The sequence below is a fragment of the Sinorhizobium sp. FG01 genome (assembly GCF_002531875.1).
GTDB classification, from domain to species: domain Bacteria; phylum Pseudomonadota; class Alphaproteobacteria; order Rhizobiales; family Rhizobiaceae; genus Sinorhizobium; species Sinorhizobium fredii_C.
In genome coordinates, this window is the sequence record NZ_NWTB01000011.1 from 150,294 (window position 1) to 174,464 (window position 24,171).

A 24,171-nucleotide genomic window follows, 5' to 3' on the forward strand; every position below is an offset into this window, starting at 1 on the left:
GACAACAAGGGAGCCCTCCATGTCCGCAGAGATTGAAACGCGTCTCAACGAACTTGGTATCGTCATTCCGGAGGCGGTTGCGCCGGTCGCCAACTACGTGCCTTACGTCATCACCGGCTCGACGCTCTACATCTCCGGCCAACTGCCGATGGAAAGCGGAAAGGTCGCGATCACCGGCCATGTCGGCAAGGATGTCGACGTCGCCGCGGCGCAGCGTGCCGCCGAACTCTGCGCGATCAACATTCTGGCCCAGGCCAAAGCGGCGCTCGGCGGCGACCTCGGACGCATCCGCCGCCTCGTGAAGATCAATGGCTTCGTCGCCTCGGTTCCCGAATTCACCGAACAACATCTCGTCATTAATGGCGCGTCGAACCTCCTTGCCAACGTGCTCGGCGAAGCCGGCAAGCATGCGCGCGCCGCCGTCGGCATGGCGTCCCTGCCCTTCAACGCGGCCGTCGAAATCGACGCCATCCTCGAAATCGCCTGACCGGGTCGCTTCATGAAGGATATTTCCTGGCTTAAAGCCCAGCCGATCGCCCACCGCGGCTATCACGACATGAATCGAGAGGTCTGGGAAAACACGCTTTCGGCCTTTTCCCGCGCTGCGGAGGCGGGCTTTGCGATCGAATGCGATCTGCAGTTTACCGCCGATAGCGTTCCGGTCGTCTTCCACGACCACGATCTGCAGCGCCTCTGCGGCATCAGGGGAGACGTTCGGGCGAAGACCGCCGGCGAACTCGGCCTATTGTCGATCGGCGGCACGAAGGACAGGATTCCGACGCTCAAGCAGATGCTTCGTCTCGTCGACGGGCGGGTTCCTCTCGTGCTTGAACTCAAGGGCCGCAAGGACGACGACGAGGGGTTCGCGGCGGCCGTGCTCGACACGCTCGAGGACTACGCAGGGCCAGTCGCTCTGATGAGCTTCGACCATTGGCTGCTCAAGGACCTGAAGGCGCTAGACGCCCCCTATCCGCTCGGTCTCACCGCCGATGGCGCCAATCCCGAGAAATTCTTCGTGCACGAGGAAGCCATGCAGCTCGGGCTGGACTTCATTTCCTATTTCTACGGGGACCTGCCGAATCCCTTCATAACCAAGGAGCGCGCCATGGGCCGCACCGTCATCACCTGGACGGTGCGCGATGGCCGGGCGCAGGAGCACAGCTTCGCCCATGCCGATCAGATGACGTTCGAGGGTTTCGATCCAAGGGAGACCATGATTTCCTAGGCGCATGTCAGACGCGATCAACATCCGCATAGAGCATTCGTTCACTTCGATACCACCGGCGAGCTGGGACAGGCTTACCGGCGCTTCGAAGACCTCTCCCGGCATGCCCTATAACCCCTTCCTATCGCATGCCTATCTCTCGGCGCTCGAGGAGTCCGGTTCGGCGACGACGGAGACGGGCTGGCTCGGTCAGCACCTGCTGCTCGAGGATGCGGACGGCTCGTTGCGCGGCGCGCTCGTCTGCTACCTGAAGAACCACAGCCAGGGAGAATATGTCTTCGATCATGGATGGGCGAACGCCTTCGAGCGCGCCGGCGGCCGCTATTATCCGAAGCTGCAATGTTCCATACCGTTCACGCCGGTGACCGGGCCGCGCCTGCTCAGTGCCGCGGGCGGCGATCTAAAACCGGTGCGGGAAGCGCTTGCCGCCGGCCTCAAGGAGCTTTCGCGCCGACACGGCGTCTCCTCCGCCCACGTCACCTTCGTGCTGCCCGAGGAGATGCCGATCTTCGAGCGCTCCGGATTTCTGCACCGAACCGACCAGCAGTTCCACTTCATCAATGAAGGCTACGGCTCGCACAACGATTTCCTTGCAACGCTCGCGTCGCGAAAACGCAAGGCGCTGAAACGGGAGCGTCGCGCCGCAGTCGAGAACGGGATCACCATCGAGTGGCTGACCGGCAGCGACCTCACCGAAGCGATATGGGACCAGTTCTTCGCCTTTTATATGGATACCGGCGGGCGCAAGTGGGGCCGGCCATACCTCACTCGCGCCTTCTATTCGCTGATCGGCGAGCGGATGGCCGACGACATTCTGCTGGTCATGGCCAAGCGCGGCGGCCGGTATATCGCCGGGGCGATCAATTTCATCGGCGGAGATGCGCTCTACGGCCGGCATTGGGGCTGCATCGAGGACCATCCCTTCCTGCATTTCGAGGTCTGCTACCACCAGGCGATCGACTTCGCGATTGAAAAGGGATTGCGGCGTGTCGAAGCGGGCGCGCAAGGCGAGCACAAGCTGGCGCGCGGCTACATGCCGGTGACGACCCATTCAGCCCATTTCATCACCCATCCGGGCCTGGCAAGAGCCGTCGCCGACTACCTGGAGCAGGAGCGCCGCGATGTGGAGGAGACTGGCGAATTCCTTGCGGAGCACGGGCCCTTCCGCAAGGGTGGGCGCCAACAGGATTGATAGGCAGCGGGACTTGCCGCTGCGAACCAGCAAGAGGAAACGACATGAGCGGCTATGACACCAACAACATCTTCGCCAAGATATTGCGCGGCGAAATTCCCTCACACCGGGTCTATGAGGACGAGGCGACGGTGGCGTTCATGGATGTCATGCCGCAGGCGGAGGGGCACGTGCTCGTTCTGCCTAAGGCGCCGTCGCGCAACATCCTCGACGCCGACGTTGCCACCCTGCCGGCGCTGATCGCCACGGTCCAGAAGGTCGCGATCGCCGTCAAGGAAGCTTTCGGCGCCGACGGCGTGACGATCATGCAGTTCAACGAGGCGCCGGCCGGCCAGTCCGTCTTCCACCTGCATTTCCACGTTATCCCGCGCCGCGAGGGCACTCCGCTGAAGCCGCATTCCGGTAAGATGGAGGATGGCGACGTGCTGGCGGCGAATGCGGAGAAGATTCGCCGGGCGCTGTAGGCCCCCCTGTCAGAAACCCAGCCACCATAAGCCGCCGGCGAGCGTCAGAATCGCGGTCGCGATGCCAACTGCCGGCTTTTGCCTGGCAACAAAGAAGGCGACGGTGCCGACCAAGACGGCGCCGACCCGCAGCCAAAGCGGCGACTGCGCCAGCACTCCAGTCGGGTAAAGGATAAGCTTGGCGATCACTGCGGCAACCAGGGCGGTCGCGACCGCCCTCACCCAGTTCAAAGCCTCCGAATCATCGCGAAGTCGCTTGCCTGCAAGCACGCCCAGCCAGCGCCACAGGTCGGTCGCCAGCCACCCGGCTATCGCTATGAAGGCATAAGCCCACCATCCGTCCGTCCAGGTCACGGGCGCGCCTCCCTCCTGGAACGCCAGAGACGCTCCGCGCCCCAGGCGAGCGTGCCGCCGCCGACGCCCGCCAACAGAACGTCGAACTCCGGTGCGATCCAGTAGAACAGCGGACCTGCAACGAGACCCACCGCAAGCGCCACGTAGATAACCGGGTGGCGGGCCGAATGCCAGATCGAGGCAAGGAAATAGACCGGCGTCAGAAAGAAAAGGCAGCCTGCCACCACCGGCGGAAACTCGGCGACAAGGTGATAGACGACGCCAACCAGCACCATGTTTGCCGCGACGAGCGTCATCCCGAAGCCGGCGAAGAAGGCGACGCGATGCTCGCGCGGAACCTTTGGCACACGCTCCATCGCAAAGACCCACGCGGTAATGGCGATAAAGTGCGACAGAATGAGAAGCAGCCAAGTCGGCGTTCTGGAGCCACGTAGTTCGGGGACTAGCGCCGCAACCATCGGCATCAGGCGGACCGACGAGAGTGTGACCGCCAGGAACGCCGTCGCGAGGCTCGCGCCGCTCATGATCGAGCTGACGAGAATGACCTTCGCCGGCAGAGCCCAGACGATGCCGGTCATGAAGACGACCTGCTCCGGCGGGATGCCTGCCTGAGCGGTCAGGGAGCAGAAGCCGACGAAGGAGAGCATAAGTATGATCGCCGGTAGACTGAAAATCCCCCGAGCCCCGGTCAGAAACCAGGCCAGCGCCGACCGTTCGTCTTCGATATCATCCATTGAATCACGCGGAATGAGATCGCCCCTCAACAAGACGGTGCCGGGTGAACCACCCGGCACCGTCAGGCGAAAATGGCGATGGCGCTATTTCTTACGCGGAACCTTGGGAACCGTTCTCCCCTTCAGCGGAGCCGCATCCGAAGCGGCTTTGGCGGCCTTCTTCGGCTTCGACTTCGGAGCTGCCTCGGCGGCGACGGTTTCCTTCTCTTCCGACTTCTTCGGCTTGGCGTTCTTACCGGGCCGCGACACTTCCGCCTTCGGCTTGATCGGTGCCGTCTCCGGCACGGCATCGAGGATCAGCCCCTTGGTGCCGTCTTCCTTCATGCCGATCGTCACCTTGACGACGCCGCCCTTCTTGAGCTTGCCGAAGAGGATTTCGTCGGCGAGCGGCTTCTTGATGTTTTCCTGAATGACGCGTGCCAGCGGCCGCGCGCCCATCTTTTCGTCGTAGCCCTTGTCCGCGAGCCAGGCTATCGCCTCCGGCGCGAGGTCGAAGGTGACGTTGCGCTCGGCCAACTGCGTCTCGAGCTGCATGACGAATTTCTGCACGACCTGGTGAATGACAGGCGTCGGCAGAGAGTTGAACGGAATGACCGCATCCAGGCGGTTGCGGAACTCCGGCGTGAACAGGCGGTTCAGCGCCTCGATGTCCTCGCCCTCTCGCTTCGACGAGCCGAAGCCGATCGCCGGACGCGCCATGTCGGAGGCGCCCGCGTTGGTCGTCATGATCAGGATGACGTTGCGGAAGTCGATCTTCTTGCCGTTATGGTCCGTCAGCGAGCCGTGATCCATCACCTGCAGCAGGATGTTGAAGAGGTCCGGATGGGCCTTTTCGATCTCGTCGAGCAGCAGCACGCAGTGCGGATGCTGGTCGACGCCGTCGGTCAGCAGGCCGCCCTGGTCGAAACCGACATAGCCGGGAGGTGCGCCGAGCAGACGCGAAACCGTGTGCCGCTCCATGTATTCCGACATATCGAAGCGCAGCAGCTCGACGCCGAGCGACGTCGCCAACTGTTTCGCCACTTCCGTCTTGCCGACGCCGGTCGGACCGGAGAACACATAGCAGCCGATCGGCTTGTTCGGTTCGCGCAGGCCGGCACGGGCGAGCTTGATCGACGAGGCGAGCGCCTCGATCGCCAAATCCTGGCCGTAGACGACGGAACGAAGTTCCTTTTCAAGATTGGCGAGAACGGCTTCGTCGTCCTTCGAAACCGACTTCGGCGGGATGCGCGCCATAGTGGCCACTGTCGCCTCGATTTCCCTTTCGGTGATCAGCTTGCGGCGTTTGCTGACTGGCAGCAGCATTTGGGCCGCACCCGATTCGTCGATCACGTCGATCGCCTTGTCGGGCAGCTTGCGGTCATTGATGTAGCGGGCCGAAAGCTCGACCGCCGCCCTGATCGCCTCGTTCGAATATTTGAGATGGTGGTACTCCTCGAAATAGGGCTTCAGCCCGCGCATGATCTCGATCGCGTCGGCAACCGTCGGCTCGTTGACATCGATCTTCTGGAAACGGCGGACGAGCGCCCGATCCTTTTCGAAGAACTGGCGGTACTCCTTGTAGGTGGTCGAGCCGATGCAGCGGATCGAGCCGGAAGAGAGCGCCGGCTTCAAAAGGTTCGATGCGTCCATCGCACCGCCCGATGTCGCGCCCGCGCCGATCACCGTATGGATCTCGTCGATGAACAGGACCGCGCCGTGATATTCCTCGAGCTCCTTGACGACCTGCTTCAGGCGCTCTTCGAAATCGCCGCGATAGCGCGTGCCGGCGAGCAGCGTTCCCATGTCGAGCGCAAAGATCGTCGCGTCCTGAAGCGCCTCCGGCACCTGCTTCTCGACGATGCGCTTGGCAAGCCCCTCGGCGATCGCCGTCTTGCCGACGCCGGGATCGCCGACATAGAGCGGGTTGTTCTTGGACCTGCGGCAGAGCACTTGGATGGTTCGGTTCACCTCGGCGTGCCGGCCGATCAGCGGATCGATCTTTCCGGACTTGGCCTTTTCGTTCAGGTTGACGCAGTAGGCCGTCAGTGCATCCTGCTGCTTCTTCGGACCGGTCTCCTCGCTTTCGCGCGATGATTTCTGTTCCGAATCCTGATCCTCGGCGCCGCGCACCGGCCGCGATTCCGAGCTCCCGGGGCGCTTGCCGATGCCATGAGAGATGAAGTTCACCGCATCGTAGCGGGTCATCTCCTGCTCCTGCAGGAAATAGGCCGCATGGCTCTCGCGCTCGGCAAAGATCGCGACGAGCACATTGGCTCCCGTCACCTCTTCGCGGCCGGAGGATTGAACATGAATGACGGCCCGCTGGATGACGCGCTGGAAGCCGGCGGTGGGCTTGGAATCTTCATCGTAGCCGGTGATCAGATTGGACAATTCGTTGTCGACATAGTCCGTCACGGTCTTGCGAAGTGTTTCTAGATTTACATTGCACGCGCCCATCACGGCCGCCGCATCGGCATCATCGATCAATGCCAGCAGCAGGTGCTCGAGCGTCGCATATTCATGATGGCGCTCGTTGGCAAAAGTCAGTGCCTGATGCAGCGCCTTTTCGAGGCTGGGCGAAAAAGTTGGCACGTTAGGTCCTCATTTCTTTTCCATGACGCATTGCAAGGGATGCTGATGCTGCCTGGCGAAATCCATCACCTGCGTCACTTTGGTTTCGGCGACTTCGTAGGTAAAGACGCCGCATTCTCCAACGCCGTGGTTGTGGACATGAAGCATGATGATCGTCGCTTGTTCCCTGTCCTTCTGAAAAAAACGCTCCAGAATGTGGACGACGAACTCCATCGGCGTGTAATCGTCATTCAAAAGCAGAACGCGGTACAAACTCGGCTTCTTGGTCTTCGGCTTGGTGCGTGTGATAACGGACGTGCCACGACTGGGGCCGCCTCCGTCTCCATCGCTTCCCTGCTGCATCCGGACCGGCATGGCGATCATTCTGTTTCATTCCCTTGACGGCCGCAATCCACCAACGTGGCTGCGGCCTGCTTGCCTTTATCTAATGGTTCGTTCTTGGATTTTAAGACCGAACCAACGCACTGCAATCATATTCGCACGGCCAAGCACAAGATTGATCAATTTTCTTCGGCCGCTACAGTCGACGTTGAATCTCTGGCCATGCTACCGAAGCAAGCCCGGAAACCCGATACCCCAAGAACGACAAGGCCGGCCGCGGCAACCGCGACCGGCCTTTTGGCAATGGCGATATTCTAATCGTCAGGCGGCGGCAGCTGCGGACTTCACGGATGCCGTTGCCTTGGCGACCGGTGCCTCATAGGGCTTGTAGGCGTCCTTGGCGAGATCGGCATACATCTCGCCGATCTTCGATGCTTCGGCGACGAAAGATTCATAGCTCGACTTCAGATAGTTCGTCTGCAGTTCGAAGGCAGCCTCGAGGCTCTTGGCGCCCGACAGCTTTTCAAGATGGGCAATGCCATCTTCGAAGGACTTCTTCGAGTAGTCTGCTGCTTCGGTTGCAATGGCCTGGAAGCCCTTAGTCATCGCAGAGTAGCTCTTTACAGCCACGTCGAGTGCTTCCTTGCTCTTCTTGTTTGCATCGTCGAAGTTGAACATCAAGTTTCTCCTTGTGGGCGGTGGGCAAGCGTCAGTCTAGGTGCGCTGCACAAAAAGTCAAGTTCAGTGTGCGCTGCAGTAAAACACAATTCTTGCAACGACTTGATGAAGATCCGGCGACATGCGGATAAATTATCTAAAAGTAAGACTTATAAGAAAAAACCGGCCCGATTGCTCAGGCCGGCACACTTTGAGACACGCGGCCGTCGACCGGCCATGCGACATCCAGCTCAGAGATCGACGTCGAGGATCGCCATCGAGAAATTATAGGAGAGTTCGCCGTCTTCGTCGTCGCGGAATATGACTCCGAGAAATTCGTCGCCAAGATAAACCTCGGCGGATTCGTCCTTCCTGGGACGGGCCTTGACGACCATAGCCGGATTCAAGGTGCGCTTGAAATAGGCCTCAAGCTTGCGGATTTCTTCGGGCTTCAAATCTATTCTCCGTAGCCGATTGATTTGCCGCGCTTCTCGCATGCGGCGTTGCCAGGTGTAAACCCATCACGGCGCCGAGCCCCATGAAGATGATCAACGACAGCCGTAACGCGTTGAATTGCCGCTCAGATTTTTCATTTCCGCGAACAAGGCGACGAACGCGGCCCTTCCTCCGCGTCAGATATCGAAGCTCGCCAGGATCTGGTCCATCTGCCGCGAGGGTTCGGAGCATCCGGCCTCGCCGACGACCCTGGCCGGAACGCCCGCTACCGTCGTCTTCGGCGGAACCGCCTTCAGCACGACCGATCCGGCCGCCACCCGCGAGCAATGGCCGATATGGATATTGCCGAGGATCTTCGCGCCGGCGCCGATCAGCACGCCGTCGCCGATCTTCGGGTGACGGTCGCTGCCCTCCTTGCCGGTGCCGCCAAGGGTGACGCCATGCAGGATCGACACATTGTCGCCGATCACCGCCGTTTCGCCGACGACAAGCCCCGTCGCGTGGTCGAGGAAGATGCCGCGCCCGACGCGTGCGGCCGGATTGATATCGGTCTGGAACACACTCGAGGAGCGGCTCTGGAGATAGAGCGCAAAATCCTTCCGCCCGCGGTCCCACAGCCAGTGGGCCAGCCGGTGCGTCTGGATGGCATGGAAGCCCTTGAAATAGAGCACGGGCTCGAGGAACCGCGTGCAGGCCGGATCGCGGTCGTAGACCGCCTGGATGTCGACCCGCAGGATCGCGCTCCATTCAGGCCAGTCCTCGAGCATCTCCAGAAAGGTCTGGTGAAGAAGGTTTGCCTGCAGGTCGGGGTGATCAAGCCGTTCGCAGATCCGGTAGATCACGCTCTCTTCCAGCGAATGCTGGTTGACCACAGTCGAATAGAGAAAGGCCGCAAGCATCGGATCCCGCTCGGCGGCGAGGCGCGCTTCTTCGCGCAGACTATCCCAGATGGGGTCGACTGCCTTCAGCGGTTCCGTATGGCGAAGTTCGCTCTTGGCGACCATGGTCGCGCTCCTTCCTGGGTCAATCTGCCGGCTTGCGCTGCGACATATATAGGGCAATTCCCGACCAACATAAATGGCCCCGCACCGTTTCGATCGGCGGTCATCTTTGACTAGGCGCGGCCGACCTCGGCTAGAAACTCCAGGACCGCCTTCTTGAAGGCGCGGTCGCCAACGGCCAGCATATGGTCGCGGCCCGGAATGTCCAAGGCCATGGCATGCGGCATCAGGGCGGCAAGCTCCTGGGCGGAGCCCGCCACGTCGTCCTTCGTGCCGACCCCGATCAGAACGGGCACGTCGATGCGCCCGACATCCTCGGCGGAAAGCAGATCGCGCGAGGTCGATATGCAGGCGGCAAGCGCCTGGCGGTCGCTCTTCGTCTGGTCGGCAAAGGCGCGGAACATTCGGCCTCGTGTATGCGTCACATCTTCGAGCGATGGCGCAAGCAGCGCGTCGGCGATCGGGTCCCAGTCTCCCACTCCGGTCACCATGCCTATTCCCAAGCCGCCGAACACCAGCGAGCGGACGCGATGCGGGTGATGCAACGCCAGGAATGCGGAGATGCGCGCGCCCATCGAATAGCCCATGATATGCGCCTCTGGGATGCCGAGATGGGCCAGTAGCGCGGCCGCGTCGCCGGCCATCTGGTGCGGGTGGTACACGGAAGCGTCATAAGGCTTGCTGCTCGCCCCGTGACCGCGGTTGTCGAGTGCGACAACCCGGTAGCCAGCGTCGCCGAGCGTCTTCAGCCAGCCTGGGTATACCCAGTTGACATTGGCGCTCGAGGCGAACCCGTGAATGAGCAGCACAGGATCCCCCGACGGGTCGCCCTCGTCGAAATAGGCAATTTCCAAGCCGTCGTGGGTGAAGCGCGAGAAAGGCGGTGGGTTCAAATCCATGGTTTTCCCAGACATCATCTGTTTTCGCCGAAACTAGGCGGTAACCGAAGAGGCGAAAACCCCCGCCCGTCAAAAACCACAGGCGCGTCGTGATTGCTGCTACACATTTGCGCCAAAGCTCACTATGGTGCCGGCAAAAATATACAGACTTGCATTCAGCGGAGTACGACATGGCCGGCCACAGCATCCCCCATTTCCAGAATGACGGCGGGCACCGGGTTATCGAGATCGGCGTCAAGGAATTCATGTGCACCGGCGCATCCGTTCCCTTCGATCACCCCCATATCTTCATCGACATGGGCGACGACAACGAGAAGGTCTGCTCCTATTGCTCGACGCTCTATCGCTACAACGCGAGCCTGAAGGCGACCGAGACGATTCCGCCGGGCTGTCTCTTCGAGACCAAGGCGGCCTGACCTGCCCGCAGCCACCGGCGCGACATCGATGCAAAAGGCTGGTCCCGTCGCAATCGTCGGCGCTGGCATCGCCGGCCTGACAATGGCGCTGTGCCTTGCGCGGCAGGGCTTTACTTCAGATATCTTCGAGCAGGCAGACGCACTGAACGAGGTGGGCGCCGGGCTGCAATTGTCACCGAACGCCTCGCGCATCTTAGTGAAACTCGGCTTGCTCCCTGCGCTCGAGGCGGTGTGGGGCGAACCGAAATCGATAGGGCTCGTCGACGGACACTCGCTGCGTCCGCTAGCAGACGTGCCAGCCGGTGCGGCAGCGCGCATTCGCTGGGCAGCACCCTACGGGGTCCTGCACCGCGCCAGCCTGCAGAAAATCCTCCTGGACGCAGTACAGTCGGAGCCGGCCTGCCGCCTGCATCTTGGCAAGCGCATCAAGGGCGATCCGGTGGCGGCGGCTGCCGCGGCAACGGGACGCCGCCCATCAATCGTCATCGGCGCCGACGGCATCTGGTCGGAGGCGAGAGCCGCTATTCCGGCCGCCGGCGCCGCCCGGTTCTCCGGCAATGTCGCTTGGCGGCTGTTGCTGCCGAACACAGAAGAGACGGGCTGCCTTTCGGCGGATCGCGTCACGGCCTTCCTTGGGCCGGAGGCTCATCTGGTCGCCTACCCGCTTCGCGAAATCGACGGCTTCAATCTGGTTGCGGTCGTCGGCGGCACGCCGGCCGAGGGGGCCTGGACGGGTCAGGAATCACCGGAGCGACGACGCGAATTCACGGCCGCTTTCGAAGCATGGCACCCCGATCTGCGATCGTTGATCGAAGGTTCCGGCTCGGCCACCTATTGGCCCTTGTGCACCGTCGAGGAAGGCGCCTGGCACAACAGGCGGGACATCGTGCTGATCGGCGACGCCGCCCATGCGATGACGCCCTTTGCGGCCCAGGGTGCTGCGATGGCGATAGAGGACGCCAGTGAACTGGCGCTTTGTCTTGCCGAGTGCCCCGACGCTCCGGCCGCCTTCGCGCGTTACGAGCAGGCGCGCCGGGCACGGATCGACCGGGTCCGCAAGCGTGCCGCCTTCAACCGCTTTGCCTATCACGCCCGCGGGCCGGTCAGGGTCGCGCGAAACCTGGTCCTCGCGCTGAAGGGCCCGGAAGCGCTCGCAGCCGATCTCGACTGGCTCTATGGATATGGCGCCTCGGAACGCGAGAAGGCCTGACCGGCAGGCAGCAAATCCCTGCCGCTTGCCCCGGTCACTCGGATGGCCCGATCAGGCGGCATTGGCCGCCGCGAGACCTGCCTCGATGTCGCGGCGCAGGTCGGCAACATCTTCCAGACCGATCTGCAGCCGGATGACGGGCCCTCCTGATGGGCCCTTCGCGATCTTGCGATCGGAAAGGTTCGCATGCAATGCGAGGCTCTCGAAGCCGCCCCAGGAATAGCCGAGGCCGAAGAACGACAGCGCATCGAGGAAGGCATGCGCCTTCGCCTTGCTTGTTTCGGGTTCGGCCTTCAGGACAAATGAGAAGATGCCGCTCGCCCCGCCAAAGTCGCGCTTCCAGAGCTCGTGCCCGGGAAAGCTCGGCAGCGCCGGATGCAGCACCCTCTCCACCTCGTCCCGACCCTCGAGCCAGGTGGCAATCGTCAGAGCGCTTTCCTGGTGGCGCTCCAGGCGAATGCCCATGGTGCGAAGGCCGCGCAGAATCTGATAGCTGTCGTCCGGTGAGACGCAGACGCCGAGCGTCACCATCGCCTCGGTCAGGGCCGGCCAATGGGCAGCATTGGCCGAAACGGTTCCGAGCAGCACGTCGGAGTGCCCGGAGGGATATTTCGTCGCCGCGTGGATGGAAACGTCGACGCCATGGTCGAGGGGGCGGAAGTAGATCGGCGTTGCCCAGGTGTTGTCCATGGTGACGACGCAGCCGTGGCGGTGGGCGGCATCGGCAATCGCCCGGATATCCTGCATCTCGAACGTGTTCGAGCCCGGCGCCTCCGTGTGCACCAGCCGCGTGTTCGGCCGGATCAGGCCCTCGATGTCAGTACCGATCATCGGATCGTAATATTCGACCGTGATCCCGAGCCGGGTCAGCATCGTGTCGCAGAAGTGCCGGGTCGGGAAATAGACCGAATCGACGATCAGAGCGTGGTCGCCCGACGAAAGATAGGCGAGGAAGGGCACCGTGACAGCGGCCAGCCCCGAGGGTACGAGAATCGTTCCGGCGGCGCCTTCGAGTTCATTGATCGCCTCGCAGAGCGCGTCGGTCGTCGGCGTGCCGCGCGTGCCGTAGGTGTATTTCTGCGCCCGCGTTTCCATGGTCTTCGCATTGGGGAAAAGTACGGTGGACGCGTGGACCACCGGCGGATTCACAAATCCGTGGAAGTCGGAGGGGTTGTTGCCTGCATGCGCGAGGCGGGTGTTGATGCCGACCTCTCCACGCGCGCTCATCTTGTCTGCCATTTTAACGAATCCGCCGTTGAAAACTGGATGGAGACTCATCGAACGCGGCACGGGTGAGGGTCAAGGGAAAATTCGATACGGCGGCGTCGACCCGGTCCCCGCGTATCTGACGGTTTTTTATCCAGAAGCGGACGATTTCCCGCAAAATCTGCTTAAAATTCTGACGAATTTTCAGTTTTTCACATCGAAAATCAGAAAATCGGCAACATCTCTTGACCCCCATGGATTTTGAGCATGAGATAGATTGCACTCATGCCAGGAGGGTGGCTGAGGCTGCACGCGCCGACAGAGCGCACCAGTGCAGACGGGAACTTACGAACAACCGAAAAGGTTCAAAAAAATGGCAAGAAGAATTCTGACAGCTCTTGTTGGCGCTGCTGTCTTGGGGATTGGCGCAAATGCGGCATCGGCCGCGACCCTTGACGACGTGAAGGCCAAGGGCTTCGTCCAGTGCGGCGTGAACACCGGGCTCGCCGGTTTCGCGGCCCCTGACGCGTCCGGCAACTGGAGCGGTTTCGACGTCGACTACTGCAAGGCGATCGCTGCTGCAGTGTTCGGCGATGCCACCAAGGTCAAGTACACGCCGACCTCCGCCAAGGAGCGTTTCCCGGCGCTGCAGTCCGGCGAAGTCGACGTTTTGGCCCGCAACACGACCTGGACCATCAACCGCGACACGGCGCTCGGCTTCAACTTCCGCCCGGTCAACTACTATGACGGCCAGGGCTTCATGGTTCGCAAGAGCCTCAACGTGAAGTCCGCACTCGAACTTTCCGGCGCTGCCGTCTGCGTCCAGACCGGCACGACCACCGAGCTGAACCTCGCCGACTACTTCAAGACCAACAACCTGCAGTACAACCCGGTGGTCTTCGAAAAGCTCGAGGAAGTGAACGCCGCCTATGATGCCGGCCGTTGCGACGTCTACACCACCGACCAGTCCGGCCTCTATTCGCTGCGCCTCACCCTTTCGAAGCCGGATGATCACATGATCCTGCCGGAGATCATCTCGAAGGAGCCGCTCGGTCCGGCCGTCCGCCAGGGCGACGACCAGTGGTACGACATCGTCAGCTGGGTTCATTATGCCCTGGTCCAGGCCGAGGAATTCGGCGTCACCCAGGCAAATGTCGAAGAGATGAAGAAATCGGCCAACCCGGACGTTCAGCGCTTCCTCGGCGTCGAAGCCGACAGCAAGATCGGTACAGACTTGGGCCTCACCAATGAATGGGCCGTCAACATCATCAAAGCCGTCGGCAACTACGGCGAAGTCTTCGATCGCAACATCGGCGCTGGCAGCCCGCTGAAGATCGAGCGCGGCCTGAACGCGCTTTGGAACAAGGGCGGCATCCAGTACGCACCGCCGGTCCGCTAAAAGCTGGTCGGCTTGAGAGTCTCGGAGGAGCGGCACGCCGCTCCTCCGTTCTACAATAAGAACGCCCGAAAACAGGGCGGATCGGGGAAAGAGGCATTGTATGGCCATTGGCGTTACAAACGCGCCTGAGAAGAGCAAGTCCTCGGGATCTATCATCAACGATCCTCAGGTACGCGGCATATTCTACCAGGCAATCACCATCATCATCCTCGCAGTTCTCGTCTACTGGACCATCCAAAACACGGTCGAGAACTTGCAGCGCGCGAACATCGCATCCGGCTATGGCTTTTTGAACGGCCGGGCGGGGTTCGATCTCGGACAATCACTGATCGCCTTCACGAGCGATTCCACCTACGGCCGCGCTCTGGTCGTCGGTTTCGTCAACACCCTGCTGGTGGCGATCACCGGTATCATCACGGCAACGATCATCGGCTTCATCGTCGGCGTTGGACGTCTGTCGCACAACTGGATCATCGCCAAGCTCTCGCTCGCCTATGTCGAGGTGTTCCGCAACATTCCACCGCTGCTGGTCATCTTCTTCTGGTATAGCGGCGTTCTGGCGATCTTACCCCAGGCGCGTGAGGCGCTCGCCCTACCTTTCGATATCTATGTGAGCAATCGCGGCGTTGCGTTCCCGAGAGCCATCTTCGGAGAGGGTTCGCAATATACACTGTTCGCCTTGATCATCGCCGTCGTTGCGAGCTTCGTTTTCGCCCGCTATGCCCGGCAACGGCAGGAGGCAACCGGTCAGCGACTGCCCGTTTTGTCGATCGTGCTCGGCTTGCTCATCGGTCTGCCGCTGATAACGTTCCTGGCGACCGGCGCTCCGCTGACTTTCGACGTTCCGATCGCCGGCAAATTCAATCTTACGGGCGGTTCGGTCGTCGGACCGGAATTCATGTCGCTCTTCCTCGCGCTGTCCTTCTACACTGCCGCCTTCATCGCGGAAATCGTCCGGGCGGGCATCCGGGGAGTTTCAAAGGGGCAGACGGAAGCCGCTCACGCACTTGGCATACGCCCAAGGCTGACGACTCGTCTGGTCGTCGTTCCGCAGGCAATGCGCATCATCATTCCGCCACTGACCAGCCAATATCTCAACCTCACCAAGAACTCGTCGCTTGCGGTCGCCGTCGGCTATGCGGATCTCGTCGCCGTCGGCGGCACGATCCTCAACCAGACCGGACAGGCGATCGAAGTGGTCAGCATCTGGCTCATCGTCTATCTGAGCCTGAGCCTCGCAACCTCGCTGTTCATGAACTGGTACAACGCCCGCATGGCGCTGGTGGAGAGGTGAGAACATGAGCACGCAACAAGCATCCTTCGTTCGTGCTTCGATGATCGAAGCCTCACCCGCCCCCGCCCTGGAAGCTGGCGTCGTCCGGTGGCTGCGCAAGAACCTCTTCGCCACGCCGAAGGACAGCGTCCTGACGATCATCAGCCTGCTCATCCTGGCATGGCTGGTGCCGCCGGCGATCCAGTGGCTTTTCGTAGACGCGGCATGGACGGGCGGCGGTCGCGGCGTCTGCGCCACGGTCGCCCAAGGCGGCTCGCAACCGGAAGGCTGGAGCGGCGCCTGCTGGGCTTTCGTCAATGCAAAGCTCGGGCAGTTCGTCTTCGGCCGCTATCCGCTCGAGGAGCAGTGGCGCCCCGCTCTCGTCGGCATCCTCTTCGTGCTGTTCCTCGTTCCGATGCTCATCCCAAAGATTCCTTACAAGGGGTTGAACGCGGTTCTGTTGCTGGCGGTCCTGCCGATCCTCGCCACGATCCTGCTTCCCGGCGGCTGGCTCGGCCTCACCTATGTCGAGACGGCGCTTTGGGGCGGTCTCATGGTCACTCTGGTCCTCTCGTTCGTCGGGATCGCGGTTTCGCTGCCGCTCGGCATTCTGCTGGCGCTCGGACGGCGATCGAACATGCCGGTGATCAAGATGCTCTGCACGGTCTTCATCGAGATGGTGCGCGGCGTTCCGCTGATTACAGTGCTGTTCATGGCTAGCGTCATGCTGCCGCTGTTCCTGCCGCAGGGCGTCACCTTCGACAAGTTCCTTCGTGCCTTGATCGGCGTGTCGCTCTTCGCCTCCGCCTACATGGCGGAGGTTGTCCGCGGCGGCCTGCAGGCCATTCCGAAGGGCCAATATGAAGGCGCCGATTCGCTCGGTCTCAGCTACTGGCAGAAGATGAACCTCATCATCCTGCCGCAGGCGCTGAAGCTGGTGATCCCCGGTATCGTCAACACCTTCATCGGCCTGTTCAAGGACACGTCGCTCGTTTCGATCATCGGCATGTTCGACCTGCTCGGCATTGTCCGGCTGAACTTTAGCGACGCGAACTGGGCGTCCGCGGTAACGCCGCTGACGGGCCTGATCTTCGCAGGCTTTGTATTCTGGCTTTTCTGCTTCGGCATGTCGCGCTATTCAGGCTTCATGGAACGCCTGCTCGACAAGAGCCACCGATAAAAAGGGGAAATATAATGGCAAATACGGCCACCGCTTCAAAAATGACCGTCTCGAAGACGGATGTCGCAATCGAAATCACCAACATGAACAAGTGGTATGGTGACTTCCACGTACTGCGCGACATCAATCTTAAAGTGATGCGCGGCGAGCGCATCGTCATCGCCGGCCCGTCGGGCTCCGGCAAATCGACGATGATCCGCTGCATCAACCGCCTCGAGGAACACCAAAAGGGCAAGATCGTCGTCGACGGCATCGAACTCACCAACGACCTGAAGAAGATCGACGAAGTGCGCCGCGAAGTCGGCATGGTGTTCCAGCACTTCAATCTCTTCCCGCACCTGACCATTCTGGAAAACTGCACGCTGGCGCCGATCTGGGTGCGCAAAATGCCGAAGAAGCAGGCCGAGGAAATCGCAATGCATTTCCTCAAGCGCGTCAAGATTCCCGAGCAGGCACTCAAATATCCGGGCCAGCTCTCCGGCGGCCAACAGCAGCGCGTCGCGATTGCCCGTTCGCTTTGCATGAACCCGAAGATCATGCTTTTCGACGAGCCAACGTCGGCGCTCGATCCGGAAATGATTAAGGAAGTGCTCGATACGATGGTGGGCCTTGCAGAAGAAGGCATGACGATGCTGTGCGTCACTCACGAAATGGGCTTCGCCCGCCAGGTCGCCAACCGCGTCATCTTCATGGACCAGGGCCAGATCGTCGAACAGAATTCGCCGGCCGAATTCTTCGACAACCCGCAGCATGAGCGCACCAAGCTGTTCCTGAGCCAGATCCTGCACTGAAATCGCGGTACGAGTTCGCACGAAAAGCGGCCCGTCATTACTGACGGGCCGTTTTCATTTATGCCCCGGGCCAGGAAGCTCAGTGAAGAGAATGGGCGGTCGTCGACCGGCCGGTCCTCAAAGAACCGGCAGCGTCGGACGCTTTGCCAGCGCGGCCTCGATAATTCCTTCAACCCGCCGACGCTCTGCACCGGCGAGCGGCAGCCGCGGGGCGCGGACGCGATCGTTGGAATCGATCGCAAAAACTTCCGCGAGCTTGATGTTCTGGACGAGATTGGTGGAGACGTCGAGGTCGAGCAGCGGGTGGAACCAGCGATAGATCGCCCTCGCCTCTTCGAGACGCCCGGCCTGGACCAGCTTCCAGATCGCCACCGTCTCCTTCGGGAAGGCGACGACAAGGCCGGCGACCCAGCCATGGGCACCCATCAGCAGGCTTTCGAGTGCCAGGTTATCTACGCCGGTGAAGCAGTCGAAGCGTTCGCCGAAGCGGGTCAGAACGTCGGTCACGCGGCGGATGTCGTCGGTCGATTCCTTCATCGCGACGACGAGTTCGTTTCTGGCCAGTTCATCGAACATCGAAAGCGTCACGTCGACGCCGTAGGCGACCGGGTTGTTGTAGACCATGATCGGCAGGCCTCCAGCGGCAGCGACCGCCTGGATATGGGCGAGCGTCTCCGCCGGCGCGGATTTATAAGGCACGCCCGGCAGAACCATGAAGCCGTCGGCCCCGGCCTTGGCTGCTGCCCTCGCCGCCGCTTCGCCGCGGCGCGTGGCGCTTTCGCAGATCGTCATCAGCACCGGCTTGCCGCCGGCGACCGACTTGGCGATCTTCAATATCTCGATTTTTTCCTCCGGTTCCAACGTCATGTTCTCGCCGAGCGAGCCGCAGACGATCATGCCGTCGACGCCTGCCTCGAACTGCAGCGCGAAGCAGCGCTCCATCTCGGCCTTGTCGAGACCACCTTCAGTCGTGAATTTCGTCGTTACTGCCGGAAATACGCCGCGCCACATGAGAAGCCTCCTTCGATCTGATATATCAGCCAACTTGCCATGATTTCGGAACTGTGTCAATCTCTGATATATCACAAGCGCAGGGACATTCATGCCGTCGCAGTCGCAGGCCCATCTCGCCTATCTGGCGCTCGAGCGCCTCATCGTCACCTTGAAGCTGAAGCCGGGAACGCTCGTCACCGAACGGCAGTTGCTCGAACTCGCCAATCACGGCCGCACACCGGTCCGGGAGGCGATCCAGAAACTCGCTTGGCAGGGCCTGATCGAGGTCCGCCCGAGGGTCGGTCTTGAGATCAGCCGCATCCGACCGGACGATCGGATCCATGTGATGCAGACGCGTCAACAGCTCGAACCGGTGGCGGCCGCGCTTGTTGCCGAACATGCAAGCGCCGATGCCCGCCGAGAGATGAGCGACTGCAGGCGGCAGATGCTGGACTGCGCCGCTCACGGCGATCTCGAGGGCTTTCTGGTGGCAGACAAGATGTTCGACGAGGTGATGGAAGAGGCCTGCCCGAACCGCTTCCTGACGGCGGCCCTGTCGCCGCTCCAGACCCATGCGCGCCGCATCTGGTTCGCATCGGCATCGCCGGAAAAGATGAAAGGCTCGGTGGAGCGCCACGTGAAGGTCATGCACGCGATCGAAGCGGCGGATGCTGCCGGTGCTTCCGCGTCCATGTCGCAGCTGATGGATTATTTGGCTGAGGGTTAGGCAGCATCAACTTTGCCGAGCCGTCAAAGAAAAGGAGGTGCACCGCTGGATGCACCTCCTTTTCAGATCAGATCGATTGCTCGGCGTGTCAGCCGACGAAGGCGCGCTCGATGACGAATTCGGCCGGCTTGTTGTTGGCGCCTTCCGTCAGACCGGCCGCTTCGAGGATTTCCTTGGTATCCTTCAGCATGGCGGTCGAGCCGCAGATCATGCCGCGGTCGATCGCCGGGTCGAGCGGCGGCAGGCCGAGATCGGCGAAGAACTTGCCGTTCGTCATCAGGTCGGTGATCCGGCCCCTGAAGGGATAATCCTCGCGCGTCACGGTCGCATAGTGGCGCAGCTTGTCACCGACGATCTCGTTCAAGAACTCGTGGTTGCGGATTTCCTCGACGAGATCGAAGCCGTATTTCAGCTCGGCCACGTCGCGGCAGGTATGGGTGAGGATGACTTCCTCGAATTTCTCGTAGGTTTCCGGGTCGCGGATCAGGCTCGCGAAGGGCGCAATGCCCGTACCGGTCGAGAACATGTAGAGCCTCCGGCCGGGCACGAGCGCGTCGAGCACCAGCGTGCCCGTAGGCTTCTTGCGCATCAGCACCTGGTCACCCGGCTTGATCGTCTGCAGATGCGAGGTCAGCGGACCGTCCGGCACCTTGATCGAGAAGAACTCCAGTTCCTCGTCCCAGGCGGGGCTCGCGATCGAATAGGCACGATAGACGGGCTTGTCGCCGACCATCAGGCCGATCATCGCGAACTCGCCGGAGCGGAAGCGAAACTCCTGCGGACGCGTCATGCGGAAGCGGAAGAGCCGGTCCGTGTAATGCTCGACGCTGGTCACCGTCTCGGCGAATACACCCGCCGGTACCTGTACAGCGAAATCTTCCTTTTTTGCCGGCGCATTCATTGTTGCTTCAGTCCTGTAATGGTGAGGCTTTTTATCAACTACGAGCGGATATTCCAAGCCTTGGCAAATTGAAAGGAATTCCCTTCCAAATATAGGCTCTTTCTGGGGTTGCGGCTTGCTTCACACTGTCGCGGGCCGCGTTTTTTAAGAGACGCGACGCCAGCTGTAGGATTTGGCGCCTGCCGACGGTTTTGCCGTCGGCTGGTAGTGATTGGCGATACCCGGCAGGCGCCCTTCCGAGAGCCTCTTGATCGCCGTTGCATTGGTGACCGCGAAACTGTCGATGCCACAACGCAGCATTAGCGGGATCTGGTCGATCAGCACGTCGCCGACGGCGCGGACTTCGCCTTCGAAGCCCAGCCGGCTGCGCAGCAGCGAAGCGTGGCTGAAAGCGCGGCCGTCATTGAAGGCCGGGAAGGCCAGCGCCACCAGGGCGATCTGGCTGAGGTGGGGCGCCAGACGCGTCACGTCGTCCGCAGGAGCGACCAGGACACCCAGGCCCGACGCGCCGGCCGCCGCCTGTTCCAGGAAGGCGTCGAGGCCGAGGACTGCCTTCTCGTTCGAGCCGGCCTTCGTCTCTTCGGTTTCGACGACCCAGGGATCATCGTTCAAGAAGCCGCTCTCATTCCAGATTTTCGTCATCTTCTCAAATCCTTGTGCGGCTTCGTTCACGCGGCTTCCTGGGCGCCGCCGCCGTAAAGGGCATCCTTGAAAGGCTGCGGCCCGACGCGGCGATAGGCTTCAAGGAAGGTTTCCGACTTGTCGCGGCGGAGGCCGAGATAGGTGTCGACGATCGTCTCCACCGCATCCGTCACCTTCTCCGGCTCGAAGCCGCGGCCGATGATCTCGCCGATCGAGGTGTTCTCGTCGCCGGAGCCGCCAAGCGTGATCTGATAGAGTTCCGCGCCCTTCTTCTCTACGCCGAGCAGGCCGATATGGCCGACATGATGGTGGCCGCAGGCATTGATGCAGCCGGAAATCTTGATCTTCAGCTCGCCGATTTCGGCCTGCCGCTCGGTCGAACCGAAGCGGCTGGAAATCTCCTGCGCGACCGGGATCGAGCGCGCATTGGCGAGCGCGCAGTAGTCGAGGCCGGGACAGGCAATGATATCGGTGATCAGCCCCGCATTGGCGGTGGCGAGACCGGCGGCGACCAGCGCCCGATAGACCGGCTCCAGATCGGCGAGCGCCACATGCGGTAGGATCAGGTTCTGCTCATGGCTGACGCGGATTTCATCGAAGGCGTATTCCTCGGCGATGTCGGCCACCACTTCCATCTGGCTGTCGGTCGCATCGCCCGGAATGCCACCGATCGGCTTCAGCGAAATCGTCACCATGCCGTAGTCCGGATGCTTGTGCGGCTGGACGTTCTGATGGACCCACTGAGCGAAAGCCCCATCGGCCTTCTTCCAGCGAGCGAGGTTTTCCCAGCCTTCGGCCCGGTTCGGCAGTGCAGGCGGCGCAAAATAGGAGGCGATCGCCTGGATGTCAGCGTCGGGCAGCTTCAGTTCGGTGTCCTTGAGGCTGGCGAACTCGACCTCGACCTGACGCGCCAGTTCCTCCGCGCCGGTCTCGTGCACGAGGATCTTGATGCGCGCCTTGTACTTGTTGTCGCGGCGGCCATAGAGGTTGTAAACGCGCATGATCGCCGTCGTATAGGAAAGCAGATCCTCTTCCGGCAGGAAGTCGCGGATCTTCTTGGCGATCATCGGGGTGCGGCCCTGGCCGCCGCCGACATAGACGGCAAAGCCGAGCTTGCCGTTCTCATCCTTCTTCAGGTGCAGGCCGATGTCATGAACCTGGATCGCGGCGCGATCGCGCTCGGCGCCGGTAACGGCGATCTTGAACTTGCGCGGCAGGAACGAGAATTCCGGATGGACGCTCGACCATTGGCGAAGAATCTCCGCAAAGGGGCGCGGGTCGGCAACTTCGTCGGCCGCGGCACCGGCGAAATGATCCGCCGTGACGTTGCGAATGCAGTTGCCGGAAGTCTGCAGCGCGTGCATTTCGACGCTCGCCAAGTCCTTGAGGATGTCCGGCGTGTCGGAAAGGCGCGGCCAGTTGTACTGGATGTTCTGGCGCGTGGTGAAATGCCCGTAGCCGCGGTCGTATTTGCGCGCGATATGGGCGAGCATGCGCATCTGACGGCTCGACAGCGTCCCATAGGGGATGGCGACGCGAAGCATATAGGCGTGAAGCTGCAGATAGACGCCGTTCATCAGGCGCAGCGGCTTGAAGGCATCCTCGGCCAATTCACCGGACAGCCGCCGCTGGACCTGATCGCGGAACTGCTCGACGCGTGCGGAAACGAAGGCGTGGTCGAATTCGTCGTAACGGTACATGAAAGCTCAGGTCCTCAGGCAGCAAAATTCTTGGGGCCGGAAAGCCCGTGATAACCGGCGGCATAGGAAATTGACGGGCCCTCGGCCCGGATCCGCTCGCGCATGCGCAGCGGCCGGAGTATGCCGTCGACCTCTTCCACGTCAACGACATTGACGTCGACGACCTTGTTGTCGGCGAAGGCGGTCTTGCCGGTCGCCTCGAGGGCGGCGACAGCCTCGGCGTGGCGGGCGACAAAAGCATCCTGCAGCGACTCCCCCCAGTTGCCGGAGGCGTCGAGCCAGACGGAGATCCCGTCCGCCAAGCGATTTGCCGTCAAAACCTTGCTCACCATCACGTCGTCCTCAATTCAAAATGTGTTCGGCGCGATGCGCGCCAGAAGCGCTCGGCCCGGCGCCCTTGCGCCGGCCGGCAGCGAGCGGCTCCGACCGGTCGAAATTCGCGCCGGCGACCGCGTCGCCGATGATCACCATGACCGGGCCGTCGAGTTCCGTGCGGTTCTCGAGATCCGGCAGCTCCCGGAGGATGCCGTGCAGCAGGCGCCGCTCGGGGCGGCTAGCATTCTCGATGACGGCGACGGTCGTTTCCGCCGGCAGCCCCGCCTGCATCAGCCGGCCCGCCACCGAAGCGGCGACCGAGCGGCCCATATAGACCGCAATCGTCGCGCCGGAAACGGCAAGCCGCGCCCAGTCGGGAAGCACGTCACCAGCTAGATCATGGCCGGTGGTGAAGACCAGCGACGATGCAACGCCGCGAAGCGTCAGCGGCAGCTCGAAATCCGCTGCGGCGGCAAAGGCCGACGTGATGCCGGGGACGATCTCATAGCTGACGCCAGCCTCGCGCATTGCCGCCATCTCTTCGCCGGCCCGGCCGAAGATTAGCGGATCGCCGGATTTCAGCCGCACGACGCGCTTGCCCTCCTTGGCGAGCTTCACGAGCAGATGATTGATCTCGTCCTGCGACTTGGTGTGGCAGCCCTTGCGCTTGCCGACCGAAAGCCGCTCGGCATCGCGGCGGCCCATGTCGACGATCGCCTGCGGCACCAGGGCATCATAGACGATGGCGTCCGCTTCCATCATCACCCGCTGCGCCCTCAGCGTCAGCAGATCCTCGGCACCCGGACCGGCGCCGACCAGCCAGACATGGCCGGAAACACGCTCGGCCGCGTCGAGCAGCCGGGAGGCCTCGCGGCGGGCGGAAGCGAGATCGCCGAGCGCGACATGATCCGCCACCGGACCTGAGAAGAATCGCCGCCAGAAGACGCGCCGCGCCACGCCGCGCGGGATGAGGCGATCGACCGCCTCGCGGTAGCTCGCGGCTAGCGTCGCCACGATCCCAAGCGAGGGCGACAGCAACTGGTCGATCTGGGCGCGAATCATCTGCGCCAGAACGGGCCCCGCCCCTTCCGTGCCGATGGCGACGGCGACGGGGGCACGGTTGACCAGCGCCGGCGTCAGGAAATCGCAATAGTCGGGCTGGTCGACGGCATTGGCCGGGACCTTGCGCTCGCGTGCCGCGGTCACGATCACCCGGTCGGCAGCCGCATCGCCGGTCGCCGCAAAGACCAGTGCGGCGCCTTCGACCTGATGATCGGCAAAGGCTTCGCGAACCGTCTCGATCCCCTTGTCCTCCAGGAAAGCCGCAAAAGCCGGCTCCGGATGATCCGCATAGGCGAGGATACGCGCCTCGGTGTTCAAAAGCAGCCGAACCTTGGCGAAGGCCTCGTCCCCATTGCCGAATACCGCCACGCTCTTCTGAGCGACGCGGAAAAATGCCGGGAAAACGGATAATTGCTGCGACATATCGAGGGGACGGCTCCTTCTACAGGCTGCGGCGAATATCCCTCATAGCCGCAGAC

General features: G+C 61.9%; 27 protein-coding genes. 12 read left to right on the top strand and 15 right to left on the bottom strand.

Annotated features, from left to right (window positions below; genetic code table 11):
* Nucleotides 1-19: 19 nt before the first annotated feature.
* The 4 genes from CO656_RS19675 to CO656_RS19690 are packed head-to-tail and all read left to right on the top strand — an operon-like array spanning nt 20 to nt 2,881.
* Nucleotides 20-487 (top strand): RidA family protein, encoded by a 468-nt coding sequence (locus tag CO656_RS19675; protein ID WP_037423017.1) that lies wholly within the window; start codon nt 20-22, stop codon nt 485-487.
* A 12-nt stretch (nt 488-499) separates the two neighbouring features.
* Complete coding sequence (locus tag CO656_RS19680) at nt 500-1,225, top strand: glycerophosphodiester phosphodiesterase (protein WP_097526831.1); 726 nt, start codon at nt 500-502, stop codon at nt 1,223-1,225.
* A 4-nt stretch (nt 1,226-1,229) separates the two neighbouring features.
* A complete protein-coding gene (locus CO656_RS19685; RefSeq protein WP_097526832.1) occupies nt 1,230-2,417 on the top strand; it encodes a GNAT family N-acetyltransferase in 1,188 nt (395 codons plus the stop codon).
* Between the two features lie 44 nt (nt 2,418-2,461).
* Complete coding sequence (locus CO656_RS19690; RefSeq protein ID WP_037423026.1) at nt 2,462-2,881, top strand: HIT family protein; 420 nt, start codon at nt 2,462-2,464, stop codon at nt 2,879-2,881.
* Between the two features lie 9 nt (nt 2,882-2,890).
* Here CO656_RS19690 and CO656_RS19695 read toward each other — a convergent pair whose 3' ends face one another.
* From CO656_RS19695 to CO656_RS19730, 8 genes are all read right to left on the bottom strand, one after another.
* The gene (locus tag CO656_RS19695; RefSeq protein ID WP_037423028.1) at nt 2,891-3,235 is read right to left on the bottom strand and encodes an AzlD domain-containing protein; all 345 of its coding nucleotides are present in this window, start codon (nt 3,233-3,235) and stop codon (nt 2,891-2,893) included.
* On the bottom strand, nt 3,232-3,969 hold the full coding sequence (locus tag CO656_RS19700) for an AzlC family ABC transporter permease (RefSeq protein WP_037423030.1): 738 nt from the start codon (nt 3,967-3,969) through the stop codon (nt 3,232-3,234). Before CO656_RS19700 ends, CO656_RS19695 begins: the two co-directional genes overlap by 4 nt.
* 84 nt (nt 3,970-4,053) lie before the next feature.
* The gene (clpA, locus tag CO656_RS19705; protein ID WP_095677937.1) at nt 4,054-6,543 is read right to left on the bottom strand and encodes an ATP-dependent Clp protease ATP-binding subunit ClpA; all 2,490 of its coding nucleotides are present in this window, start codon (nt 6,541-6,543) and stop codon (nt 4,054-4,056) included.
* 9 nt (nt 6,544-6,552) lie between these two features.
* Entirely contained in the window at nt 6,553-6,906 is a 354-nt protein-coding gene (gene clpS / locus CO656_RS19710) for an ATP-dependent Clp protease adapter ClpS (RefSeq protein ID WP_037423043.1), read from the bottom strand.
* Between the two features lie 279 nt (nt 6,907-7,185).
* Nucleotides 7,186-7,542: a phasin family protein gene (locus CO656_RS19715; RefSeq protein WP_037423046.1), complete on the bottom strand. Its 357-nt coding sequence runs from the start codon at nt 7,540-7,542 to the stop codon at nt 7,186-7,188.
* 230 nt (nt 7,543-7,772) lie between these two features.
* Nucleotides 7,773-7,976 (bottom strand): DUF3126 family protein, encoded by a 204-nt coding sequence (locus CO656_RS19720; protein ID WP_014764223.1) that lies wholly within the window; start codon nt 7,974-7,976, stop codon nt 7,773-7,775.
* A 177-nt stretch (nt 7,977-8,153) separates the two neighbouring features.
* Nucleotides 8,154-8,981 carry a serine O-acetyltransferase gene (cysE, locus tag CO656_RS19725; protein WP_037423049.1) on the bottom strand — a complete coding sequence of 276 codons (828 nt, stop codon included), beginning with the start codon at nt 8,979-8,981 and terminating at the stop codon, nt 8,154-8,156.
* Between the two features lie 110 nt (nt 8,982-9,091).
* Nucleotides 9,092-9,877 carry an alpha/beta hydrolase gene (locus CO656_RS19730; protein ID WP_037423052.1) on the bottom strand — a complete coding sequence of 262 codons (786 nt, stop codon included), beginning with the start codon at nt 9,875-9,877 and terminating at the stop codon, nt 9,092-9,094.
* A 170-nt stretch (nt 9,878-10,047) separates the two neighbouring features.
* Between CO656_RS19730 and CO656_RS19735 the strand changes: the two genes are divergently transcribed.
* On the top strand, nt 10,048-10,293 hold the full coding sequence (locus CO656_RS19735) for a zinc-finger domain-containing protein (protein ID WP_037423054.1): 246 nt from the start codon (nt 10,048-10,050) through the stop codon (nt 10,291-10,293).
* Between the two features lie 28 nt (nt 10,294-10,321).
* On the top strand, nt 10,322-11,503 hold the full coding sequence (locus tag CO656_RS19740) for an FAD-dependent monooxygenase (protein WP_097526833.1): 1,182 nt from the start codon (nt 10,322-10,324) through the stop codon (nt 11,501-11,503).
* 51 nt (nt 11,504-11,554) lie between these two features.
* Here CO656_RS19740 and CO656_RS19745 read toward each other — a convergent pair whose 3' ends face one another.
* Nucleotides 11,555-12,742, bottom strand: coding sequence for a cystathionine beta-lyase (locus tag CO656_RS19745; RefSeq protein WP_097526834.1), 1,188 nt, complete (start codon nt 12,740-12,742; stop codon nt 11,555-11,557).
* On the opposite strand from CO656_RS19745, the gene CO656_RS30275 reads away from it, so the two are divergent.
* The 5 genes from CO656_RS30275 (at nt 12,705) to CO656_RS19765 (ending at nt 17,352) form a co-directional block, all read left to right on the top strand.
* Nucleotides 12,705-12,974 (top strand): hypothetical protein, encoded by a 270-nt coding sequence (locus CO656_RS30275; protein ID WP_176536471.1) that lies wholly within the window; start codon nt 12,705-12,707, stop codon nt 12,972-12,974. The two genes, CO656_RS19745 and CO656_RS30275, sit on opposite strands and share 38 nt — an antisense overlap.
* Before the next feature lie 108 nt (nt 12,975-13,082).
* Nucleotides 13,083-14,108, top strand: a complete 1,026-nt coding sequence (locus tag CO656_RS19750; RefSeq protein ID WP_037423063.1) for an amino acid ABC transporter substrate-binding protein — start codon at nt 13,083-13,085, stop codon at nt 14,106-14,108.
* A gap of 100 nt (nt 14,109-14,208) precedes the next feature.
* Complete coding sequence (locus CO656_RS19755; protein WP_097526835.1) at nt 14,209-15,402, top strand: amino acid ABC transporter permease; 1,194 nt, start codon at nt 14,209-14,211, stop codon at nt 15,400-15,402.
* Nucleotides 15,403-15,406: 4 nt separating this feature from the next.
* Nucleotides 15,407-16,561: an amino acid ABC transporter permease gene (locus CO656_RS19760; RefSeq protein ID WP_097526836.1), complete on the top strand. Its 1,155-nt coding sequence runs from the start codon at nt 15,407-15,409 to the stop codon at nt 16,559-16,561.
* Between the two features lie 14 nt (nt 16,562-16,575).
* Nucleotides 16,576-17,352 (top strand): amino acid ABC transporter ATP-binding protein, encoded by a 777-nt coding sequence (locus tag CO656_RS19765; protein WP_014764213.1) that lies wholly within the window; start codon nt 16,576-16,578, stop codon nt 17,350-17,352.
* 117 nt (nt 17,353-17,469) lie between these two features.
* Here CO656_RS19765 and CO656_RS19770 read toward each other — a convergent pair whose 3' ends face one another.
* Nucleotides 17,470-18,363: a dihydrodipicolinate synthase family protein gene (locus CO656_RS19770; protein ID WP_097526837.1), complete on the bottom strand. Its 894-nt coding sequence runs from the start codon at nt 18,361-18,363 to the stop codon at nt 17,470-17,472.
* A 91-nt stretch (nt 18,364-18,454) separates the two neighbouring features.
* Between CO656_RS19770 and CO656_RS19775 the strand changes: the two genes are divergently transcribed.
* The gene (locus CO656_RS19775; RefSeq protein ID WP_097526838.1) at nt 18,455-19,072 is read left to right on the top strand and encodes a GntR family transcriptional regulator; all 618 of its coding nucleotides are present in this window, start codon (nt 18,455-18,457) and stop codon (nt 19,070-19,072) included.
* Nucleotides 19,073-19,160: 88 nt separating this feature from the next.
* Here the strand turns inward: CO656_RS19775 and CO656_RS19780 are convergent, their stop codons facing one another.
* The 5 genes from CO656_RS19780 to cysG form a co-directional block, all read right to left on the bottom strand.
* Nucleotides 19,161-19,973, bottom strand: coding sequence for a ferredoxin--NADP reductase (locus tag CO656_RS19780; RefSeq protein WP_097526839.1), 813 nt, complete (start codon nt 19,971-19,973; stop codon nt 19,161-19,163).
* Nucleotides 19,974-20,117: 144 nt separating this feature from the next.
* On the bottom strand, nt 20,118-20,615 hold the full coding sequence (locus CO656_RS19785; RefSeq protein WP_097526887.1) for a DUF934 domain-containing protein: 498 nt from the start codon (nt 20,613-20,615) through the stop codon (nt 20,118-20,120).
* A 26-nt stretch (nt 20,616-20,641) separates the two neighbouring features.
* Nucleotides 20,642-22,315 (bottom strand): nitrite/sulfite reductase, encoded by a 1,674-nt coding sequence (locus tag CO656_RS19790; protein WP_097526840.1) that lies wholly within the window; start codon nt 22,313-22,315, stop codon nt 20,642-20,644.
* 14 nt (nt 22,316-22,329) lie between these two features.
* Nucleotides 22,330-22,647 (bottom strand): DUF2849 domain-containing protein, encoded by a 318-nt coding sequence (locus CO656_RS19795; RefSeq protein WP_037423085.1) that lies wholly within the window; start codon nt 22,645-22,647, stop codon nt 22,330-22,332.
* 10 nt (nt 22,648-22,657) lie between these two features.
* Entirely contained in the window at nt 22,658-24,115 is a 1,458-nt protein-coding gene (gene cysG, locus CO656_RS19800; protein ID WP_097526841.1) for a siroheme synthase CysG, read from the bottom strand.
* Nucleotides 24,116-24,171 lie beyond the last annotated feature (56 nt).

Excerpts from the sequence above, each read along its gene's own strand:
- CO656_RS19775 (WP_097526838.1), top strand. The coding sequence starts at position 18,455 with ATGCCGTCGCAGTCGCAGGCCCATCTCGCCTATCTGGCGCTCGAGCGC.
- CO656_RS19680 (WP_097526831.1), top strand. The coding sequence starts at position 500 with ATGAAGGATATTTCCTGGCTTAAAGCCCAGCCGATCGCCCACCGCGGC.
- CO656_RS19715 (WP_037423046.1), bottom strand. The coding sequence starts at position 7,542 with ATGTTCAACTTCGACGATGCAAACAAGAAGAGCAAGGAAGCACTCGAC.
- CO656_RS19760 (WP_097526836.1), top strand. The coding sequence starts at position 15,407 with ATGAGCACGCAACAAGCATCCTTCGTTCGTGCTTCGATGATCGAAGCC.
- clpS (WP_037423043.1), bottom strand. The coding sequence starts at position 6,906 with ATGATCGCCATGCCGGTCCGGATGCAGCAGGGAAGCGATGGAGACGGA.
- CO656_RS19690 (WP_037423026.1), top strand. The coding sequence starts at position 2,462 with ATGAGCGGCTATGACACCAACAACATCTTCGCCAAGATATTGCGCGGC.
- CO656_RS19790 (WP_097526840.1), bottom strand. The coding sequence starts at position 22,315 with ATGTACCGTTACGACGAATTCGACCACGCCTTCGTTTCCGCACGCGTC.
- CO656_RS19755 (WP_097526835.1), top strand. The coding sequence starts at position 14,209 with ATGGCCATTGGCGTTACAAACGCGCCTGAGAAGAGCAAGTCCTCGGGA.
- CO656_RS19770 (WP_097526837.1), bottom strand. The coding sequence starts at position 18,363 with ATGTGGCGCGGCGTATTTCCGGCAGTAACGACGAAATTCACGACTGAA.
- CO656_RS19795 (WP_037423085.1), bottom strand. The coding sequence starts at position 22,647 with ATGGTGAGCAAGGTTTTGACGGCAAATCGCTTGGCGGACGGGATCTCC.
- CO656_RS19740 (WP_097526833.1), top strand. The coding sequence starts at position 10,322 with ATGCAAAAGGCTGGTCCCGTCGCAATCGTCGGCGCTGGCATCGCCGGC.
- CO656_RS19675 (WP_037423017.1), top strand. The coding sequence starts at position 20 with ATGTCCGCAGAGATTGAAACGCGTCTCAACGAACTTGGTATCGTCATT.
- CO656_RS19730 (WP_037423052.1), bottom strand. The coding sequence starts at position 9,877 with ATGGATTTGAACCCACCGCCTTTCTCGCGCTTCACCCACGACGGCTTG.
- CO656_RS19780 (WP_097526839.1), bottom strand. The coding sequence starts at position 19,973 with ATGAATGCGCCGGCAAAAAAGGAAGATTTCGCTGTACAGGTACCGGCG.
- CO656_RS30275 (WP_176536471.1), top strand. The coding sequence starts at position 12,705 with ATGCCGACCTCTCCACGCGCGCTCATCTTGTCTGCCATTTTAACGAAT.
- CO656_RS19750 (WP_037423063.1), top strand. The coding sequence starts at position 13,083 with ATGGCAAGAAGAATTCTGACAGCTCTTGTTGGCGCTGCTGTCTTGGGG.
- cysE (WP_037423049.1), bottom strand. The coding sequence starts at position 8,981 with ATGGTCGCCAAGAGCGAACTTCGCCATACGGAACCGCTGAAGGCAGTC.
- CO656_RS19735 (WP_037423054.1), top strand. The coding sequence starts at position 10,048 with ATGGCCGGCCACAGCATCCCCCATTTCCAGAATGACGGCGGGCACCGG.
- CO656_RS19745 (WP_097526834.1), bottom strand. The coding sequence starts at position 12,742 with ATGGCAGACAAGATGAGCGCGCGTGGAGAGGTCGGCATCAACACCCGC.
- CO656_RS19700 (WP_037423030.1), bottom strand. The coding sequence starts at position 3,969 with ATGGATGATATCGAAGACGAACGGTCGGCGCTGGCCTGGTTTCTGACC.
- CO656_RS19765 (WP_014764213.1), top strand. The coding sequence starts at position 16,576 with ATGGCAAATACGGCCACCGCTTCAAAAATGACCGTCTCGAAGACGGAT.
- CO656_RS19685 (WP_097526832.1), top strand. The coding sequence starts at position 1,230 with ATGTCAGACGCGATCAACATCCGCATAGAGCATTCGTTCACTTCGATA.
- cysG (WP_097526841.1), bottom strand. The coding sequence starts at position 24,115 with ATGTCGCAGCAATTATCCGTTTTCCCGGCATTTTTCCGCGTCGCTCAG.
- CO656_RS19785 (WP_097526887.1), bottom strand. The coding sequence starts at position 20,615 with ATGACGAAAATCTGGAATGAGAGCGGCTTCTTGAACGATGATCCCTGG.